17 protein-coding genes, 1 tRNA gene and 1 pseudogene are annotated in these 15,937 nt (G+C 52.3%); 14 read left to right on the top strand and 5 right to left on the bottom strand.

Annotation, left to right across the window (positions count from 1 at the left end):
- Window positions 1-15 precede the first annotated feature (15 nt).
- Window positions 16-297: a hypothetical protein gene (locus GJV78_RS04835; protein WP_155107254.1), complete on the bottom strand. Its 282-nt coding sequence runs from the start codon at window positions 295-297 to the stop codon at window positions 16-18.
- Between the two features lie 16 nt (window positions 298-313).
- Between GJV78_RS04835 and GJV78_RS04840 the strand changes: the two genes are divergently transcribed.
- The 6 genes from GJV78_RS04840 to GJV78_RS04865 all read left to right on the top strand — a co-directional run bounded on the left by GJV78_RS04840 (window position 314) and on the right by GJV78_RS04865 (window position 7,534).
- Window positions 314-1,705, top strand: coding sequence for a nucleobase:cation symporter-2 family protein (locus tag GJV78_RS04840; RefSeq protein ID WP_155107255.1), 1,392 nt, complete (start codon window positions 314-316; stop codon window positions 1,703-1,705).
- A gap of 210 nt (window positions 1,706-1,915) precedes the next feature.
- Window positions 1,916-3,649, top strand: a complete 1,734-nt coding sequence (locus GJV78_RS04845; protein ID WP_155107256.1) for an AsmA family protein — start codon at window positions 1,916-1,918, stop codon at window positions 3,647-3,649.
- A 152-nt stretch (window positions 3,650-3,801) separates the two neighbouring features.
- Window positions 3,802-3,896 (top strand) — tRNA-Sec (locus GJV78_RS04850).
- A gap of 161 nt (window positions 3,897-4,057) precedes the next feature.
- Entirely contained in the window at window positions 4,058-5,236 is a 1,179-nt protein-coding gene (locus GJV78_RS04855; protein WP_155107257.1) for a tyrosine-type recombinase/integrase, read from the top strand.
- A 19-nt stretch (window positions 5,237-5,255) separates the two neighbouring features.
- A complete protein-coding gene (locus tag GJV78_RS04860) occupies window positions 5,256-7,115 on the top strand; it encodes a DEAD/DEAH box helicase (protein WP_155107258.1) in 1,860 nt (619 codons plus the stop codon).
- Window positions 7,112-7,534 (top strand): hypothetical protein, encoded by a 423-nt coding sequence (locus tag GJV78_RS04865; protein WP_155107259.1) that lies wholly within the window; start codon window positions 7,112-7,114, stop codon window positions 7,532-7,534. Before GJV78_RS04860 ends, GJV78_RS04865 begins: the two co-directional genes overlap by 4 nt.
- Before the next feature lie 373 nt (window positions 7,535-7,907).
- On the opposite strand, the gene GJV78_RS04870 is transcribed toward GJV78_RS04865, so the two are convergent.
- Genes GJV78_RS04870 through GJV78_RS04880 form a run of 3 tightly spaced genes read right to left on the bottom strand, consistent with a single transcriptional unit; the run spans window position 7,908 to window position 9,543 of the window.
- Window positions 7,908-8,483 (bottom strand): phage polarity suppression protein, encoded by a 576-nt coding sequence (locus tag GJV78_RS04870; protein ID WP_155107260.1) that lies wholly within the window; start codon window positions 8,481-8,483, stop codon window positions 7,908-7,910.
- 17 nt (window positions 8,484-8,500) lie between these two features.
- On the bottom strand, window positions 8,501-8,743 hold the full coding sequence (locus tag GJV78_RS04875; protein ID WP_000984214.1) for an ogr/Delta-like zinc finger family protein: 243 nt from the start codon (window positions 8,741-8,743) through the stop codon (window positions 8,501-8,503).
- A complete protein-coding gene (locus tag GJV78_RS04880) occupies window positions 8,740-9,543 on the bottom strand; it encodes a capsid protein (RefSeq protein ID WP_155107261.1) in 804 nt (267 codons plus the stop codon). The genes GJV78_RS04875 and GJV78_RS04880 overlap by 4 nt, the downstream gene beginning before the upstream one ends.
- Window positions 9,544-10,091: 548 nt before the next feature.
- Here GJV78_RS04880 and GJV78_RS04885 point away from each other — a divergent pair.
- The 8 genes and pseudogenes from GJV78_RS04885 to GJV78_RS24105 all read left to right on the top strand — a co-directional run.
- Complete coding sequence (locus GJV78_RS04885) at window positions 10,092-10,358, top strand: helix-turn-helix transcriptional regulator (protein ID WP_096879252.1); 267 nt, start codon at window positions 10,092-10,094, stop codon at window positions 10,356-10,358.
- Complete coding sequence (locus GJV78_RS04890; RefSeq protein ID WP_096879243.1) at window positions 10,355-10,954, top strand: host cell division inhibitor Icd-like protein; 600 nt, start codon at window positions 10,355-10,357, stop codon at window positions 10,952-10,954. The genes GJV78_RS04885 and GJV78_RS04890 overlap by 4 nt, the downstream gene beginning before the upstream one ends.
- Complete coding sequence (locus GJV78_RS04895; RefSeq protein ID WP_096879244.1) at window positions 10,947-11,246, top strand: derepression protein; 300 nt, start codon at window positions 10,947-10,949, stop codon at window positions 11,244-11,246. Before GJV78_RS04890 ends, GJV78_RS04895 begins: the two co-directional genes overlap by 8 nt.
- Window positions 11,239-11,688, top strand: coding sequence for a hypothetical protein (locus tag GJV78_RS04900; protein ID WP_155107262.1), 450 nt, complete (start codon window positions 11,239-11,241; stop codon window positions 11,686-11,688). Before GJV78_RS04895 ends, GJV78_RS04900 begins: the two co-directional genes overlap by 8 nt.
- A gap of 72 nt (window positions 11,689-11,760) precedes the next feature.
- Complete coding sequence (locus GJV78_RS04905) at window positions 11,761-12,021, top strand: hypothetical protein (RefSeq protein ID WP_052160487.1); 261 nt, start codon at window positions 11,761-11,763, stop codon at window positions 12,019-12,021.
- Window positions 12,018-12,338: a DUF5375 domain-containing protein gene (locus GJV78_RS04910; protein WP_016151192.1), complete on the top strand. Its 321-nt coding sequence runs from the start codon at window positions 12,018-12,020 to the stop codon at window positions 12,336-12,338. Before GJV78_RS04905 ends, GJV78_RS04910 begins: the two co-directional genes overlap by 4 nt.
- An 11-nt stretch (window positions 12,339-12,349) precedes the next feature.
- Entirely contained in the window at window positions 12,350-14,683 is a 2,334-nt protein-coding gene (locus GJV78_RS04915) for a primase-helicase zinc-binding domain-containing protein (RefSeq protein ID WP_155107263.1), read from the top strand.
- A 344-nt stretch (window positions 14,684-15,027) separates the two neighbouring features.
- Window positions 15,028-15,105: pseudogene (locus GJV78_RS24105) on the top strand (TA system toxin CbtA family protein); the annotation flags it as partial.
- A 283-nt stretch (window positions 15,106-15,388) separates the two neighbouring features.
- Here the strand turns inward: GJV78_RS24105 and GJV78_RS04920 are convergent.
- On the bottom strand, window positions 15,389-15,937 hold a 549-nt coding region (locus GJV78_RS04920; protein WP_330998784.1), incomplete at its 5' end, for a DUF6622 family protein.

Here is a 15,937-nt window from a genome sequence, read left to right on the forward strand (position 1 = left end):
TGGGGATAATACATATCAAATTCCTTTTTGAGTGTGCGCGCTTTGCTTTGTCCCGGCATAAACAGCTTTTGCGAGGAAAGGAGGCATCATATGCAGACAACGAATATTCAGCGCTGTTCCTGAAAATTCACCGTCGGCGCGCTGACACGCCAGGTAAAGCGGGATGCGCGTGCGTCGCCCTGGCATTCTCTGAACTTCATCACCTTTAAACCATGCCCTGTCGGTTTTAAATATTCTTTTCCTCACCGGCAATCGTTTGCTTTTACCTGGTGGTCGGTTAAAATGCCCGCTTTTCACCACGGGATTGCCTCAGATGTCTGTTAACACCCTGCAATCGGAGAAGGCGCAACCGGTTGCGCGCCCCTCAAACAGCGAACTGATTTACCGCCTCGAAGATCGCCCGCCGCTTCCTCAGACGCTTTTCGCCGCCTTTCAACATCTGCTGGCCATGTTCGTCGCGGTGATCACGCCCGCGCTGCTGATCTGCCAGGCGCTGGGGCTGCCAGCTCAGGATACGCAGCACATTATCAGCATGTCGCTGTTTGCTTCCGGGGTCGCCTCAATTATCCAGATTAAAGCGTGGGGGCCGGTCGGCTCAGGGCTGTTATCCATTCAGGGCACCAGCTTTAACTTTGTCGCGCCGCTGATTATGGGCGGCACGGCGCTTAAAGCCGGCGGTGCCGACGTGCCGACGATGATGGCGGCGCTGTTCGGCACATTGATGCTGGCAAGCTGTACGGAGATGGTGCTCTCCAGGGTGCTGCATCTGGCACGGCGCATTATTACTCCGCTGGTCTCCGGCGTGGTGGTGATGATTATCGGCCTGTCGCTGATCCAGGTCGGGCTGACCTCCATTGGCGGCGGCTACGCGGCGATAAGCAGCCACACCTTTGGTGCCCCGAAAAACCTGCTGCTGGCCGGGGTGGTGCTGGGGCTGATTATTCTGCTTAACCGCCAGCGTAACCCTTATCTGCGCATCGCCTCGCTGGTGATCGCCATGGCGGCGGGCTATGCGCTGGCCTGGGCTATGGGCATGCTGCCGGAAAACAGCGATCCCGCTCCCCAGAGCCTGATTATGGTGCCGACGCCACTTTACTACGGCCTCGGTATCGACTGGAACCTGCTGCTGCCGCTGATGCTGGTCTTTATGATCACCTCGCTGGAAACCATCGGCGACATCACCGCCACCTCCGACGTTTCCGAACAGCCGGTTTCCGGCCCGCTGTATATGAAGCGCCTGAAGGGCGGCGTGCTGGCTAACGGCCTGAATTCATTCGTCTCCGCCATTTTTAACACCTTCCCTAACTCCTGCTTCGGGCAGAACAACGGGGTGATCCAACTGACCGGCGTGGCCAGCCGCTACGTCGGCTTTGTGGTGGCACTGATGCTGATCCTGCTCGGCCTGTTCCCGGCGGTAAGCGGCTTTGTGCAGCATATTCCGGAGCCGGTGCTCGGCGGTGCCACGCTGGTTATGTTCGGCACCATTGCCGCTTCCGGCGTGCGCATCGTGTCACGGGAACCGCTCAACCGCCGCGCGATCCTGATTATCGCCCTGTCGCTGGCGGTCGGCCTGGGCGTCTCCCAGCAGCCTCAAATCCTGCAGTTCGCGCCGGACTGGGTGAAAAATCTGCTCTCCTCCGGGATTGCCGCAGGCGGCATCACCGCTATCGTACTGAATCTGATTTTCCCACCGGAAAAAGAGTAAGCCGCAGGCGGCGCTAACGCCCTGTTATCGCCGCCGCCACCCGGTCCACCTGCCCTGAAGGCTGTCCATAACGCGGGCATGGATCTCAAATAATTTGAGTTGCATCAAGGCGGCAAGCCTGAGAAGCTCCGCAAACAGCGCTAACGGAAGCATGCGCAGCTAATGAAAAGATCCCTATTTCTTCCAGACACTTTGCGGGACGGGAGGACCATGAAACTTACAGGAAAGCTACTTCTCTATGTGCTGACTGCCCTTTTGCTGGCGCTGCTCGGCCTCTATTTTCTGCTGCAGACCCGCTGGAGCGCGGATTACATCAGCAGATGGATCACGGATCACAGCGGCTATCATCTCTCTTTTGACGTTATAGAGCACCGCTGGTCCTCTCCATCCCATATTCTGCTGGAGAACGTGACCTTTGGCCGGGATGCCCGGCCCGCGCTGCTGGTGGCAAAAAAGGTGGACATTGGCCTGAGCGCGCGTCAGCTGGTCGATCCGCTGCATGCCGACAGCATTCTCCTGCAGGACGGTACGCTGAACGTTTCTCCACCGCCCGCCCCTTTCCCTTTTCAGGCCAATCGCCTGCAGCTAAAGGAGATGGCGTTTAACGCGCCTGAGAGCGAATGGCGTCTGAGCGCCCGGCGCGTTAACGGCGGCATTATTCCCTGGCGTCCGGAGGCGGGCAGGATACTGGGTGACAAGGCCCACCTCCGGCTTAGCGCAGGCTCGCTAACGCTTAACGACATTCCCGCCAGCAACGTGTTAATTGAGGGAAGTATTGATAAAGAGAGGATAGCGCTAAGCACCATCGGGGCAGATATTGCGCGCGGCGCGCTGACCGGCGTCGTCAGACGCCATGCTGACGGTTGCTGGGAGGTAGAGGAGCTGCGCCTGAACGATATTCGTCTGCAAAGCGACAGGTCGCTGGCCGACCTCTTCTCACCGCTGAAGGCTCTCCCCTCGCTGCAAATTGGCCGCCTTGAAGTAACCGATGCCCATCTGCAGGGTCCGGACTGGGCGGTAACCGATCTCGATCTTAGCCTGCGCAATCTGAACTTCAGCCACGGAGAGTGGCAAACGGCGGATGGCAAGCTGTCGATGAACGCTAATGAAGTTATTTACGGTTCGCTACACCTTTTCGATCCGATCCTCAACGCCGGGTTTTCAACTGAGGGCATAGCCCTGCGCCAGTTCACCACCCGCTGGGAAGGCGGGATGGTCAGAACCTCCGGCAGCTGGTCACGTAGCAGCAGGGCGCTGCTTCTGGACGACACCGCCATTGTCGGGCTGGAGTACACTCTGCCGGAAAACTGGAAGCAGCGGTGGACACAGCCGCTGCCCTCGTGGCTCAGCGACCTGACGCTGAAGAAATTCAGCGCCAGCCGCAATCTGCTGATTGATATCGACCCGGCCTTCCCGTGGCAGCTTACCGCGCTGGATGGCTACGGTGCCGATCTCCAACTGGTGCAGGATCGCCAGTGGGGTGTCTGGGGCGGCAGCGTCAGGCTAAACGCCGCCGCCGCCACCTTTAATCATATGGACGTACGCCGACCCTCGCTGGCGCTGGCGGCTGACGCCAGCGAGATTAACATCAGCGAACTGAGCGCCTTTATGGAGAAAGGGCTGCTGGAGGCGACCGCCAGCATTTCGCAGCAGTCGCCGCATCGGGCGCAGGTGAGCCTGAGCGGGCGCGGCGTGCCGGTGAACGCTCTGCAGCGCTGGGGCTGGCCCGCTCTGCCTCTTTCCGGAGATGGTAACATCCAGCTGACCGCCAGCGGGCTGATACAGGCCGAAGCGCCGCTGAAACCAACGGTTAACGGCCAGCTGCACGCGATCAATACCGATAAACAGCAGCTCACGCAGAAGATGCAGGCGGGAGAGGTATCAACCCTGGAAGAGGCGTCGGGCGAACCGGCAGAACAGCAGGAGGATGCCGCGCCCCCCTGACGTCCATCCGGCGCTTAGGCGGAAGAAAATGGCGAATTAATCGCCGTGAATAAAAGGAAACACCCACGGAAGGGAAAAAAGTGTGCCAGGGGATGGGGAAAGCTTCAGAAAGTAGCTATAATGCGCCCGCCTCCATGTAGCAGTGCGGGTGCGGAAGATCGTCGTCTCCGGTGAGGCGGCTGGACTTCAAATCCAGTTGGGGCCGCCAGCGGTCCCGGGCAGGTTCGACTCCTGTGATCTTCCGCCAAAATCCCTCCGCAGCCGTCCGAGAAAGTCTAAAAATCCTTTATTTTCAATATTCATAGTGAATAACTCATCCGTAACCGTCCGACAAGATCTCCCTGAATCCGTGAAAAATATGTATAGTGATGTGTATAGATTTTTTATACACATTTTTGGCTTATACACATGGCACTTACAGACATACAAATCAAACGAGCAAAGCCCCAAGACAAGCCGTACACATTGAACGACGGGCAAGGTCTGTCAATGCTTATCAATCCCGATGGTTCGAAGGGCTGGCGTTTCCGTTTCCGCTTTGCTGGGAAAGCGCGGTTAATGTCATTCGGTAGCTACGACCTTGTGAGCCTCGCAGAAGCACGTGAGAAACGCGATACGGCTCGTAAGCAGGTTGCAAACGGCATAGACCCAGTGGAAGAACGCAAAGCCCAAAAGCTGGCACAGCAGCTCTCAACAGAAAATTCATTCGAAGCTATATGTCGGGAGTGGCACTCAAATAAAGCCGATCGCTGGACAGTGGCCTACCGCGAAGAAATCATTAAAACATTTGAGCAAGATATTTTCCCGTTCATTGGTAAACGTCCTATCAGTGAAATCAAACCGTTAGAACTACTTGAAGTATTGCGACGAATAGAGAAGCGTGGAGCACTAGAGAAAACACGTAAGGTGCGTCAGAGATGCGGTGAGGTTTATCGCTACGCAATCATAACTGGCCGCGCTGAATACAATCCTGCGCCTGATTTAGCCATCGCTCTGGCCGTTCCTAAGCAAAAACATCATCCATTTCTATCTGCCGAAGAATTGCCTCATTTTATTCGGGATCTCGAAGCCTACACCGGTAGCATAATCACCAAAAATGCTACAAAGATAGTCATGCTAACTGGTGTAAGAACGCAGGAGATGCGCTTTGCTACGTGGGAAGAGGTTGATTTGGATAAGGGGGTTTGGGAGATACCAGCGGAGCGAATGAAGATGCGCCGACCTCATTTAGTACCGCTTTCAAAACAGGTAATCGATTTGTTTCAACAGCTAAAACCCATCACTGGTCACTATCCCTACATTTTTATTGGACGGAATAACCGTAAAAAGCCTATAAGTAAGGAAAGCGTCAACCAAGTGATTGAGTTGTTAGGTTATAAAGGGAGAGCCACTGGACATGGTTTCAGACACACAATGTCAACGATACTGCATGAAGAGGGTTTCGATAGTACATGGATCGAAACACAGCTTGCCCATGTGGATAAGAACAGTATACGTGGTGTCTATAACCATGCTCAGTATCTTGATGGCAGGGCTCGCATGCTTCAATTTTATGCCGACCAACTGTACCCCAAAAGTAATTATTAACTAATTAAGAGCGATCATTATGTCTTATTTTTTTGACACGGCAGTAAATATCGAAGGCAATACTAAACTTAGAGCTCCACAGATTGAGGCCTATATAAAAATAAAAGACTTTTTCAGTGATGAAGAAAATAAAGAGGCTCTAGTTGTATTACCAACAGGTACAGGCAAGAGTGGTCTTATCTCAATAGCCCCGTTTGGTGTTGCGCATAAAAAAGTTCTAATTATCACCCCAGGACTTATTACAAAAGATAGCATAAGAAAAACCCAAGAGGTTCTTGCTGATAATTTCTGGGTAAACTTCGACATTGTATTTAGCAGTAAAGACATACCCATTGTTAATGAATATTCCTCCGATTTGTCAAACGAACATCTTCTAAGTAGCCACATTGTTTATTCTAATATACAAAAAGTTGCGTCAAGCAGAGATAACGCATTAATCAATAGAGTTCCTTCGGATTTCTTTGATTTAATTATCATTGATGAGGCTCATCATGCACCTGCTCAAAGCTGGCGCGACACGCTCCGTTATTTCTCTAATGCGAAAATACTTCATGTTACAGGAACGCCCTACCGAGGAGATAATCAGGAAATTCCTGGTATAAGAATCCATGAAACACCTTTATCTGAGGTTATGAGAGATAAATATGTAAAATGGTTAAGAAAAGAAACCGTCAATGCGCATGAGCTGTTTTTTACAACTCCGGAACAACCAGGAACAAAGCTTTCTAAAGAGCAAATATTAATGCTCAAAGATAAAGAGTGGATTGAAAAAAGTATCGCTCTATCCAAAGAATGCTCTTTAGATGTCATTGACCATAGCATTTCAAAACTTAAAGAACTAAAGAACACCTCTCAAAAGGTTCCGCATAAAATTTTAGCAGTGGGTTGTAGTATAGCTCACGCAGAAGATTTATTCAGTTGGTATAAAGAAAGAGGTATGACTTCTGTCATAGTACACAGTGAGATGGATCCTAGTGATCTTTCTGACGCTTTGATGAAAGTAGATAATCACCAATGTGATGTAGTGATATCGGTTAATATGTTAATGGAAGGCTATGACCATAAGTACCTCACAATCCTAGCAATATTCCGCCCCTATAGAAGTCTTAACGCTTTCGCTCAAGTAGTTGGAAGGATCTTACGAGCCATACCTTCATCTGAAATAACACATTTCGAAATTGATAATAATGGCATAGTGATATTTCATGAGGAAATAGGCCTAAATGTAATGTGGGAAAATTTCCAGAATGAGGTAGAAAAAGCTCGTAGAGCAACTGTACGCGAGTATACGTTCACTGACAGAGACTATGTCGAAAGAGGCAACGAATTAGCAGGAGTAGAAAGTGAAAGCGCTTATGTCAGCGATAAAGATTCTTACTTAAATGACATTGATTTCAATGCGTTATTCGAACAAAAACGCCATGAGATAAGCGACTCAGTAAACCAACAAATAGAAAAAATTAGACTGGCTGGCCTAGACCTTCCAGAGGATACATTAGAAGAGTTACGCCAGAAATTAGCAGAAAAAGAAGTTCAGAAAGCTGCTGAATACATTGATCCTGAGTTAATTGATAAAAGACCCCATCAAGCAAGAAAATTAATGAGGGATATTCTTAAAAAACGCACTCAAGATGCGGTATCTAATTTACTGATTGATAATGGTATTGGTGAGAAAAGCTCAGAGCTTTATGCGATTTTTAACCGTTACATGCCATATATAAAGACAACTGAGGCTAATGATGCTATATTAGTTAGATATGTTTTTATAAAGCTAGCCAAAGCTTATGGCCCAGTTGATAAGCGAGATAACAAAGCCCTTCTCCAATCGATTAATGATTTAGACAAGGTTCTCGCAGAAGTTGAGAGGATGATTAAATGACAAACTATACTCAAATCATGAAAGAGATTAATAAAATAATTTCTTTTTGCATGGTAAAAGGTGTACAGCCTCATGAGTTAGTTACATCTATTTTTGAGCGTGAATATCAACACATCGAAACTTATAAGAAAGGTGAGCTAGTTCATTTCATTTTAACTTATTCAGACATTCATGATGATGGTGTCAATTTAATTAAAATGAAATATGTCTATAACGATAGACAACAATTGCTATCGATTGCTCAAAAAATTGATTCCTCAAGCTATAAGATCCAATGGGATCGCAGTGAAAAGCTTGATGCGCTGCTCAGTAATTTAGCATCGCAGTTGCCTCAGAACAGTTCGATTATCAGTCAACTTAGAGATGCGATTCCTGATGATTTTAAAACTATTTTTTATCCAGTTTTAAAAGTTGCCTGATAGTTCTAGTTCCTTCATATCAAAGCCGCCAGTAGGCGGCTTTTTCATACCCCTCCACCATCACACCTCAGACGCACCACACCCGCATGATCACACCCAACCACTAACAGCCCAACATCACCCCCCGCCTGCACCGTTACGACGCTCTCAGACGATAATTTTTAATATTAAACACCACCGCTGGCGCGCAATGCTCTCCCCGCCACGCCTGCCCGCTTCCCGGGGCGCTTTTAATGCAGGTGCATGAAGTGGCTCAGGCCGCGCCAGTACTGGTGCGGCGGGGTGTGGAAAATTCAGGTTTTTACATGCAAAGCCATGCAGCGTAGGCATGCATGGCTATTTTTATTAAAAAGACGGGTATTTTCGGGACGTTTTATGCGGATTTTTTGCGGGTCTGCGCGGCCTGTCGGCGCATGAAAATCTGACTCTGTTCAGGCGTATATTTTGCCCGGTTGTCGTCTCTCGATGCTCTGTCAGGCCGGAAACCGATGGTTGTCAGAATGTCGCAATCTTCCTCTGCGTAATCAATATTTCCTCCGCGGGTTACATGAACGGACAGCGCTTCGCGAACACTGGCGGCCGCCCGGTCGAGAGCCCGTTCTCTGACGATGTCAGGTTGTTCGCAGAGATGCATTAATTCCGGTGCCAGAGCGGCGGCCAGCGCATCGCCGCTTACCTGCATAAAAGCGTGGAGCTGACGCCGGATACTGATACGCTGCACGGCCTCATGTGACCGGATGTACTGCCCGGCCGACTGATTTACCGCCCATTTTTTCAGGTCAATATCATCCCGCAGCGCCTGTGCGGCCTCCGGTTCATAACGGGTGCAGGTCAGCTCCAGCTCTTTCAGCGCCATTTCAGCCCGCGCCAGTGCTGACTTGCTGCTCATCCAGTCCGATTTATTCTTCTGACAGGTTTCAAAGGCCTGTTCCAGTAGTGCTCGTGCCATTGTCTTTTCTCCTGAAATCAGTGGCGCAGCGATGAGCGGGCGCAGTCCAGAATTCGGGGTGGTGTTTCTGGTACTGTCTGTGGTGGTTCGGGCTTTTCTTCTGCCGGTGGCCGTATCACCTCGTCGATAGACTCGGTGGTGCGAAAGGTTGCGGAGCAAAAGACATTCACGCACTGGAGGTAGCTTTGTTTGACGTTATCCGACAGGTAACGGCTGGTACGGACATGGGCAGCCTGTTTGCAGTACGGGCAGCGCATCATGGCTTAACCCCCCGCGATTTTTTCTTCTGTGCCAGCTCCTTAGCCCGCGCCATTCTGAGAACAGGGCTTTTAAAGAGCTTCATGTCCACGCCGGTGAGTGCCGGACGGTGAAGCCCAATTTTTGAAATTACCGGCTCCTGCGCCATGTTGAATGTGTAGTACCTGCTTTGCGCCAGTACATTCTCACCCAGCTCCTGAATGAGAACGTTGTGAGGGTGTTCTTCTCCTTTCATTTCGAGTTCACGCAGACGTAACGCAAATGCGCGCACCAGTGAGGGAGGGATGTCTTTCATCACGGTCGCCCACTCATTCCGGGAGTAGGCAGAGAACACCGTAAAATGCGTGCCGACGTACTTATCTCCTGATGTACAGGCGGCCAGCATGGTACTGGCTTTATCATCGTTGAGTTCATCAATCAGGGCGGTGAATTCCTCTGCCAGCTCCCGACCGGCCACTCGCTGACTGTGTTCGGCTTTCAGTTCCGGGGTCATCATGCCGCGCAGTTCGCGAAAACGGGTACGCCAGTTCTGTTCGGCTTCGGCACTTTCATTCAGGGCGTTCTGACGCTCTTTCTCGCTACGGGTAATGGCGGCATCAATATCATTCAGTTTCAGCATATTTTCCGTGTGCGCGGATTTGGCCTTGCTGAACGCATCAAGAGCGTTATTTATCGTGGCCTCTGCGTTCTGGTTTGCTTTCTCGTTAAGGGTATCCAGTGCGCTGTCAATGGCCGTGCGGATGTTCTCATCCTGCGTGCTGCCAATGGTTTTCATTACTGCGGTAAACAAATCTGGTTTCATCGTCGGGTTCTCTCTGTGTTTTCAACCTGACGCCATTCTGCCGTCCCTCAGACAACAACTCGATTCATTGCCGTTGTAGCAGTCATGGCACAAACAGGACTTCAAAACCCGGCTGGCCAGAGAAAGGTCGCAGGGAAACCCCTCTCTCTGTTTGTTTTTTTACTAATAACTATTCACTACTGTTCACTCAGTATAAAAATCTAAGTAAAACAATAAATTAAAGAGTGAACAGTTGAGAGTGAAGTGTTCACCAACTGTTCACTACTGTTCACTGGTTTCGGCAAGCTCCTTTTAGAGAATCATTGTTTTAATAATTATATTTTTATCTATTGATAGGCGATATCAATTAACTGTGATTTATGAACTTCTCAGCGCGTCATGTGGCAATTATTTTTCATATTTTCAGGTCACTGCTTAAATAACAGACAAAACTGCTCCACGACACAACATGCCTCTGTTGCATTGAAGAAAAATATTCACAAAATAGAGCGCTACCTGATACCGGATGGACACGTCCGGATCTCTGCGGATATTAACGAGGTAGCGTTATGCACACAGTTTCATCAGTACCATCGTCCCCCACCACCGCGCACCTGATGCCGGTTTCAGCCCCGGCTCAGGAACGTTTTTTACGTCTCCCGGAAGTCATTCATCAGTGCGGCCTGTCCCGCTCCACGCTCTACGATTTAATTGCCCGTAACGCTTTCCCGGCGCAGGTTTCCCTCGGGGGTAAAAATGTCGCCTGGCTACAGTCTGAAATCACGGCGTGGATGGAAGAACGTGTCGCGCACCGCAACCGGAAATACGACGCATGAATCAGAGCCGTTTTCACAAAGCCCCTTTTTCTGGCTTGCATCCGTTGTGTGTTTCCTGGTACAGTTTTGCTGTTGCCGCAAAATCGGTAACCGGGCGTGAGAACCCGAGCAATCCATCGGCGATACCAGACGCGCCATGCGTCTTTTTTTGTGTCGCAATTAACGCCACAGAGCACCAGATAATGGTGTGGTGTGCGAACATTTGTTCAGGTGCGACTCTTTGTCCCCTGTTCGTATTCGTACATTATGCTGTCATGTCAATGGTAGCTCAGGCGGGGCAGCCTTCGGGCTGGCCGGTACTCGATGGAGCCGGTATTCTCACCCCCGTCTGGGCTATCGCCACTGAGCGTGAGAACTCCGGCGATAGCAATTGTCAGCTATCCATCGGAGGTTGCCTTATGGCTACGATCCTCACCCCGTCACACCCGCAGTTTGTCTTTGTGTTTGCCGCCGTCCGTCGCGCAGACCGTAAGCCCCGTATCTGTATGCTCCGCACCGTTGCCGGTGACGAACTGGCCGCCCGCCGCACCCTTGTCCGCGAATACGTGCTTTCCCTTGCCGCCCGTCTGCCGGTTGTGGAGGTGTCACATGCATAATAAAAACACCCCTCAGACCGTCTCAGCGCGTCGTGATGACCTCAACGCCATCAGTGAACACCTGAGCCTCGAATCATTCCATAAACTCAACCGTGCCTGTGAAACCCTGCAGTATTTCGGCAGTGATTTACGACGCCATGAAATCAACGGACTCAGCCAGCTTTATACCCCGCAAATCCTGAGTTATGTGCATGAGGACATCAGCCATGTGCTCGAAGAACTCAAGGCCAAAGGCCTGTGCCGTGACTTTCTCGCCACGACGTCGGGAAACGGAGGGGAGCACCATGTTTGATTTCCCTCAGCCGGGCGAAACATATCGCTGTACAGGATTTCCTGATGTGGTGGTGTCGGGCGTGCTGGCCGATGGTATTCCGTGGGAAATGCCGTACCGCTGTCCGGGGCTGGTCTGGAATCCGTACCGGCGCACCTACACCATCCTCATTCGTATAATTGCCGGTGGCCGTATGGCAGAAATTCCGCTCGGTCGTTTTTTGCGGGACTTTACCTGTGAGCATCCCGATGTATTTAAGCGCAACCCTGAAAACCGCCACGTCGTATTACGCGAAATAGCGGCTGACCCGGCATTACAGCAATACCGGGCGCGGAATATCGATAACTATCCTGACGATATTCCCCCGGTTAAACGCCCGGCGCCGGTGGCGCATAAATGGCGGAATAATTTCAGGCCGGAAACGGAAATAAAACCGGATAACAGCTACCGCCATTATCTGTAATTAAAAATGACACCCAAAAAATAAAATGTGCGTATCTGCGCAGGGATACGCACGTCCTCAGGAGACGAAATAATGCCTGTTAACAGTACGGAACGGCCGCAGAATATAAACCAGCCCACCATCAGCCGGGCAGACCTTGAATGTCTCGAACATCTTCGCAATGTCGGCCAGCTTGTCGGCGACCTGATGCAGGTGCAGGGCTGCACCTCTTTGCGCCACAATCCGGCGCAGCAGCTACAGCTCACCTCGGTGATTTACCTCATGACTGCCCGGCTCGACGGCGTGGTCGACCGCTGCAATCAGCGCTGGCTGACCGGGGAGGGCAGTGTATGAAAACCGCATTATCTCCCGTTCTGCGCGCTGCACTTTACCGCCGGGCGGTCGCCTGTGCCTGGCTGACCCTGTGCGAACGTCAGCACCGCTACCCGCAGCTCACGCTCAGTACGCTGGAAAGCGCCATTGCCGCCGAGCTGGAGGGCTTCTATCTGCGCCAGCACGGCGAGGAAAAAGGCCGTCAGATTGCATGCGCCCTGCTCGAAGATTTAATGGAAGCCGGACCACTCAAGGCCGCCCCGTCGCTGTCCTTTCTCGGGCTGGCTGTGATGGATGAACTCTGCGCCCGTCATATCACCGCACCGGCACTGCACTGAGGGAAAGCACCATGAAAATGAACGTAACGGACACCGTAAAACAGGCGTGCGGCCACTGGCCGCGCATTCTCCCGGCGCTGGGGGTAACGGTCATCAAAAACCGCCATCAGGCCTGTCCGGTGTGTGGCGGCTCCGACCGCTTCCGCTTTGACGATAAAGAGGGGCGCGGGACGTGGTTCTGTAACCAGTGCGGTGCGGGGGACGGTCTGAAACTGGTTGAGAAAGTGTTCGGCGTGACCCCGTCAGAGGCGGCCGGAAAGGTGAACGCCGTGACCGGCAACCTGCCGCCGGTTTCCCCGGCGGTGACTGTGGCCGCAGACGCTGAAACAGAGGCCGACCGCAAAGCGGCGGCCGCGCTGGCCGCCAGACTGACGGAGAAAGCCCGCCCGGCCACCGGCAACGCCTACCTCACCCGCAAGGGCTTCCCCGGTCGGGAATGTCTGACGCTCACCACCCTGCATAAAACCGGCGGCGTGACGTACCGCGCCGGTGATGTGGTTGTCCCGCTTTATGACGATAGCGGCGCACTGGTTAACGTCCAGCTCATTAATGCAGACGGTCTCAAGCGCACCCTGAAAGGCGGTCAGGTGAAAGGGGCGTGTCATATTCTCGACGGGAGAAAAGAGGCGGGAAAACGGCTGTGGATAGCGGAGGGCTACGCGACCGCGCTCACCGTGCATCACCTGACCGGCGAAACCGTCATGGTGGCGCTGTCGTCGGTGAACCTCCTTTCTCTGGCGAGCCTTGCCCGTCACAAATATCCGGCCTGCCGGATTGTGCTGGCCGCCGACCGTGACCTTAACGGCGACGGCCAGACCAAAGCGTCTGCGGCCGCAGAGTCCTGTGAGGGCGTGGTCGCCCTGCCGCCGGTGTTCGGTGACTGGAATGATGCGTATACACAGCACGGCGGGGAGGCCACGCGTAAAGCCATGTATGACGCCATCCGGCCACCGGCTGACAGCCCTTTCTCTACCATGAGCGAGGCGGAATTTACCGCCATGAGTACCAGTGAGAAAGCCATGCGGGTGCATGAGCATTACGGCGAAGCGCTGGCCGTGGATGCGAACGGCCAGCTCCTGTCCCGCTATGAGGCGGGAATCTGGAAAATCATTCCGCCGTCGGACTTTGCGCGCGACGTGGCCGGGCTGTTCCAGCGCCTGCGCGCCCCGTTCTCATCGGGGAAAATTGCCTCGGTGGTGGACACCCTGAAACTGATTATTCCCCAGCAGGACGCCCCGGCGCGGCGGCTGATTGGCTTTCGCAACGGCGTGCTCGATACCAAAAGCGGTATATTCAGCCCGCACAGCAAAGCGCACTGGCTGCGCACGCTGTGCGATGTGGATTTCACCCCGCCGGTGGAGGGGGAAACGCTGGAGACGCACGCGCCGAATTTCTGGCGCTGGCTCGACCGCGCCGCCGGTTCACGTGCCGATAAACGTGACGTGATACTCGCCGCGCTGTTTATGGTACTGGCGAACCGTTACGACTGGCAGCTCTTCCTCGAAGTGACCGGTCCCGGCGGCAGCGGGAAAAGTATTCTGGCCGAAATTGCGACGATGCTCGCCGGGGAAGATAACGCCACGTCGGCGACCATCGAGACGCTGGAATCCCCCCGCGAACGCGCGGCGCTGATTGGCTTCTCGCTGATACGTCTGCCTGACCAGGAGAAATGGAGCGGTGACGGGGCAGGACTCAAGGCCATTACCGGCGGGGATGCGGTCTCCGTTGATCCGAAATACCGCGATGCGTACTCCACCCATATTCCGGCGGTGATACTGGCCGTAAACAACAACCCTATGCGCTTCACCGACCGCAGCGGCGGGGTGTCGCGTCGTCGGGTGATAATGCACTTCCCGGAACAGATTGCGCCGGAAGAGCGTGACCCGAAGCTGAAAGATAAAATCGCCCGGGAGCTGGCCGTCATCGTGCGCCAGCTCATGCAGACATTCAGCGACCCGATGACCGCGCGCGCACTGCTCCAGTCGCAGCAGAACTCCGACGAGGCACTCAGCATCAAGCGCGACGCCGACCCTACGTTCGATTTTTGCGGTTATCTGGAGGCGCTGCCCGAGCCTGACGGTATGTATATGGGGAATGCGAATATCATCCCGCGACAGCCGCGTCTGTACCTGTATCACGCCTATCTGGTGTACATGGAGGCACACGGCTACAAGAACACACTCAGCCTGACCATGTTCGGCAAAGGGCTGTCATCGATGCTGAAAGAGTACGGGCTGAATTACGCCAGGCGGCGAACGAATCAGGGGATGCAGACGAATCTTGCGCTCAGGGAGGAAAGCAACGCCGACTGGCTACCCCGGTGTGATGAAACCACCGCGACATAACCTACCCGGACCGGCATCAGCCGGTCTTTTTTTACCTGAAATCCCGGAAAGTGAACAGTAAAGTGTTCACTGTTCACGGACTGTTCACTGTATATCGCATTGAAAATAAACACAAATAATGGCGAGTGAACAGTGTGAACAGTTTTCCGTAAAAAAAGTTTTTTTCGTAGTTTGAGCTTGTGCGAAAAATGAGCACATCCGCTCATGTGTATAGCGATGTGTATATTATTGATGTGTTATATATTTTTAAATCAATAAAAACATTACGTTACTCGTGTTTTTTGACTCCTGTGATCTTCCGCCAATTTGCCTCTACTGAACTCCACTGTCTCAAGTAAATCCCCTGGCAGGATCAAGAACCTTGGATAACATCTTTGGATGTTCATCGGGCACAGTTCAACCTTGGCTTGAAACGCTCATAAATCAGCCAACTGATCATTAAGGAAAAATATGTGGGGGCATAATCGGGGGCATGTCAGTAAAGCGCATATGGAAATAATCAATAAATTCAACATGATTAACCAACAAATGCGACTCCATATGTCCCCGAACGCAGCGCTGGATGCACTGTAGTACTGATTAATCATTACCCTAATTGTGCGACCATCGCTTACCACAGGAGAAAATTTCAGTTTCATCTGGCGTGAGCCAACAACAATGGATAACAAGTCGGTGGGGGTTTCGATCACAGGTAGTTAAAGTTAATCATCTTCTGCTGTACCAGGGTATGAAAAGTCTCAGGGTTCCCCCCCAGAATACGCCATCAACAAGTCCTGTCACACCGCCAAACAACATACAAAAACTTGCGGATGACCGTAATTCCGGTTGCAGATAAATGGCTGAGGTCAGTATAAACTTCATGCAAAAAGTAATCACAATCAGCCCCAGGGTCAGCGGCGTCCCGGCCCTGATAATCATGCCCGGATTATCTGAATTTCTCAGTGGTGGCTGTGAGCGCCACAACCTGTATCCAAGAGCTGTGCCTGCGAGCAGACCTGCTGCCATCACTGAAAGGCCTGCGCCAGCAAGTGTTGTCTCAGTGATAACACCATACGCCCCCCAGACAAGAAAAAGCACAGGGAGAAAAAATAACCGCCCGATTGTCATCTCCCGGTCATAAAGAGCAGCAAAGCCGCGTCGCAGTAAAAAAGCCAGCAGGACCCATACCCAGACGGGGGTATTTCTTAAAAAGTGTGCAATATCCATAAGTTGTCCGTAAGCGTACAGCGAGAACCGTATTGACGAAGTGAAGCT

Source organism: Intestinirhabdus alba (assembly GCF_009711095.1).
Classification (GTDB): domain Bacteria; phylum Pseudomonadota; class Gammaproteobacteria; order Enterobacterales; family Enterobacteriaceae; genus Intestinirhabdus; species Intestinirhabdus alba.